Genomic DNA, 3,557 nt, shown 5'->3' on the forward strand with positions numbered 1-3,557 from the left:
TGAAGATGTTCACCGGCTTCACCCCGCCCGGCATGGGTGCCGGCGTTCGTCACGCCGGGCGGGGTGAAGCCGGTGAACATCTTCATGGCGTCGCCGAAGAAGCCCATGTTGGCCCGCACCTGCTGCTCGATGGCGCTCTGGAACGCCGACGAGCCGAATCCGGTCGAGAACTTCTCGCGCAGGCCGTCCTGGTCACGCGCGAAGTTCGCCATCGAGAACTCGAGGAAGCTCGGCACCATCGTGCGCATGCTGTCGCCGTAGAAGCGGATCAGCTGGCGCAGGAACGCCACCGGCAGGAGGTTGTCGGCGCCGGCCTTGTTCTCCTGCTCGAAGATGATCTGCGTCAGCACCGAGCGGGTGATGTCGTCGCTGGTGCGCGCGTCGTAGACGACGAAGTCCTCGCCGTTCTGCACCATCGTCGAGAGGTCCTCGAGGGTGACGTAGGTCGAGGTTCCGGTGTGGTACAGGCGCCGGTTGGCGTACTTCTTGATGACGGTCTGTTGTGCCTTGACGCTGTCCGCCATCTCTGCGGCCTCTCCCCGATCGCGCGACGACCACGGCCGGGCCCCCGCCGCCGGGAGCCGCCCACGCGCCGATCTCGACCTTAAGGCTTTCAGCCGGCGACGAAAATAGCAATCTGGCGCCTTTTCCCGCGGAATAATGCTAATTCCCGGCGCGTCCCGGGTCGCCCGAGCGAGCAGCCGCCGCCCGCCGAGCGTCACGCCCGGCGGTTCAGCCTTCTTGACTTCGATCGAGCGAGGCCCTTCATCCGGGGGAACGGCATTTTCGAGCGCGCGATCTCCAAGACGCGCCGGCCGACCACGAGGAGAACGTTTCAGATGGCAAGCGAAGACATCGTCATCGTCGGCGCGGCGCGCACGGCGGTTGGTTCGTTCGGCGGCGCCTTCAACACGGTGCCCGCGCACGAGCTCGGCAAGGTGGCGATCAAGGCCGCCCTCGAGCGCGCCGGCGTCTCCCCCGACGACGTGGACGAGGTGATCTTCGGCCAGGTGCTCACCGCCGGCGCCGGCCAGAACCCCGCCCGCCAGGCCGCCATCGCCGCCGGCATCCCCGAGAAGGCCACCGCCTGGGGCGTCAACCAGGTCTGCGGCTCGGGCCTGCGCACCGTCGCCATCGGCATGCAGCAGATCGCCAACGGCGACGCCACCGTCATCGTCGCCGGCGGCCAGGAGTCGATGTCGCTCGCCCCCCACGCGCAGTACCTGCGCGGCGGCCAGAAGATGGGCGACGTCAAGCTCGTCGACACCATGATCAAGGACGGGCTCTGGGACGCCTTCAACGGCTACCACATGGGCACCACCGCCGAGAACGTGGCGCAGGCCTTCCAGCTCACCCGCGAGCAGCAGGACCAGTTCGCCACCCGCTCGCAGAACAAGGCTGAGGCCGCCCGCAAGGAGGGCCGCTTCAAGGAGGAGATCGCCCCGGTCACCGTCCAGGGCCGCAAGGGCGACGTGGTCGTCGACACCGACGAGTACATCCGCGACGGCGCGACGGTGGAGGCGATGGCCAAGCTGAAGCCGGCCTTCTCCAAGGACGGCACGGTGACGGCCGCCAACGCGTCCGGCCTCAACGACGGCGCCGCCGCGATCGTGCTGATGTCGGCCTCGGAAGCCGAGCGCCGCGGCATCACCCCGCTCGCCACGATCAAGTCCTGGGCCACCGCCGGCGTCGACCCCAAGGTCATGGGCACGGGCCCGATCCCGGCCTCGCGCAAGGCGCTCGACAAGGCCGGCTGGAAGCCCGCCGACCTCGACCTGATCGAGGCGAACGAGGCCTTCGCCGCCCAGGCGCTCGCGGTGAACAAGGACATGGGCTGGGACGACGCCAAGGTGAACGTCAACGGCGGCGCCATCGCCATCGGCCACCCGATCGGCGCGTCCGGCGCCCGCGTCCTCGTCACCCTGCTGCACGAGATGAAGCGCCGCGACGCCAAGAAGGGCCTCGCCACCCTGTGCATCGGCGGTGGCATGGGCGTCGCCATGTGCATCGAGCGCGCGTGAGCCACAGCTCTCCGGAGCCGAAAATCCGGCTTTAGGCCGGACGCAAAACATTTCGCGTGCGGACGCCATCCGCACGCGGCATGACGGCACCATCCGCGGGCCGGAGGCGACGCCCGTCGCACCCGGCCCGATCGCGACCGAGAACACGTTCAAGAAACTGGAACACGTTCAAGAAACTGGAGGAAACCATGGCTCAGCAACGCGTCGCCCTCGTCACCGGCGGCACCCGCGGCATCGGCGCGGCGATCTCGAAGGGCCTGGCGGCCAAGGGCTACAAGGTCGCCGCCAACTACGGCGGCAACGACGAGGCGGCTCAAAGCTTCAAGGCCGAGACCGGCATCCCGGTGTTCAAGTTCGACGTCGGCGACTTCGCCGCCTGCGAGGCCGGCATCAAGGCGGTCGAGGCCGAGGTCGGCCCCGTCGACGTGCTGGTGAACAACGCCGGCATCACCCGCGACGGCCTGTTCCACAAGATGACCTTCGAGAAGTGGCAGGCGGTCATCAAGACCAACCTCGACTCGGCCTTCACCGTGACCCGCCCGGTGATCGAGGGCATGCGCAACCGCGGCTTCGGGCGCATCATCCTGATCTCGTCGATCAACGGCCAGAAGGGCCAGATCGGCCAGGCCAACTACTCGGCCGCCAAGGCCGGCGTGATCGGCTTCGCCAAGGCGCTGGCCCAGGAGAGCGCCGCGAAGGGCATCACCGTCAACGTGATCGCGCCGGGCTACATCGCCACCGACATGGTGATGGCGGTGCCCGAGGACGTGCGCAACAAGATCATCTCGACGATCCCCGTCGGGCGGCTGGGCGAGGCCGAGGAGATCGCCCGCGCGGTCGAGTACCTCGCCGCCGAGGATTCGGGCTTCATCACCGGCTCGACCCTGACGATCAACGGCGCCCAGTACATCGCCTGAGCGACGGCGCGGGGGGCCGCCCGGGTCCCCCGCCCGGACCGGGTCCGCGGCCGCCCGACGCTTCCCGCCCCGGCATCGCCGGCGCGATCGGGCACCGCCGCCGGCTGCGGATGCGGCGGCGGGACGCAGGGGGGGGTTCTAGCCGGATCTGCCCGTCGCGGTGCCTATAGGCCAATGCACGCCGGCCGCTTTTTGCGCGCTCAACCCGCGATTGCTTTAATCGCTGGTGAGGAATCAGGCCCATGATGCGCGAAAGGGCGGATCGCGGGCGGCGAAGCACATCCATGAAGACGATCCTGGTCCTCACCGATCAGCCCGAGCGCGGCCGGAGGCTCGCCGGGCAGCTCCGACCGCTCGGCGAGCCGCTGGTGATCGACCTGCTGGATCCCTACCAGTCCCGGAACGCGCCCGACCTGTCCCAGGTGGTCGCCGTGGTCGGCGACGCCTCGCTGGCCCATTCGCAGCAGGTCTCGGGCCTGCACCGGTACATGCACCGGCTCGGCCCGGGGCGCGTCCCCTTCCTCTGCGTCCTCCACGAGGACACGCCCCGGGCGCACCTGCAGGCGCAGGCCCTCGGCGCGACCCGCACGCTCCGCGCCGACGCGGTGCTGCGCGAGCT

Annotated in this window: 3 protein-coding genes and 1 pseudogene; 3 read left to right on the plus strand and 1 reads right to left on the minus strand. The window is 69.4% G+C overall.

Going from position 1 to position 3,557, the window contains the following annotated elements:
- Positions 1–524: polyhydroxyalkanoate synthesis repressor PhaR (gene phaR / locus FV223_RS22990; RefSeq protein ID WP_147729162.1), on the minus strand; the 524-nt coding region annotated here is incomplete at its 3' end.
- Positions 525–839: 315 nt separating this feature from the next.
- On the opposite strand from phaR, the gene FV223_RS22995 reads away from it, so the two are divergent.
- From FV223_RS22995 to FV223_RS23005, 3 genes and pseudogenes are all read left to right on the plus strand, one after another.
- The gene (locus tag FV223_RS22995) at positions 840–2,021 is read left to right on the plus strand and encodes an acetyl-CoA C-acetyltransferase (protein WP_147729163.1); all 1,182 of its coding nucleotides are present in this window, start codon (positions 840–842) and stop codon (positions 2,019–2,021) included.
- 188 nt (positions 2,022–2,209) lie between these two features.
- Entirely contained in the window at positions 2,210–2,938 is a 729-nt protein-coding gene (gene phbB / locus FV223_RS23000) for an acetoacetyl-CoA reductase (protein WP_147729164.1), read from the plus strand.
- Between the two features lie 284 nt (positions 2,939–3,222).
- Positions 3,223–3,557 (plus strand): annotated as a pseudogene (locus FV223_RS23005) (hypothetical protein); the annotation flags it as partial.

This window comes from Methylobacterium sp. WL116, from assembly GCF_008039455.1.
GTDB lineage: Bacteria > Pseudomonadota > Alphaproteobacteria > Rhizobiales > Beijerinckiaceae > Methylobacterium.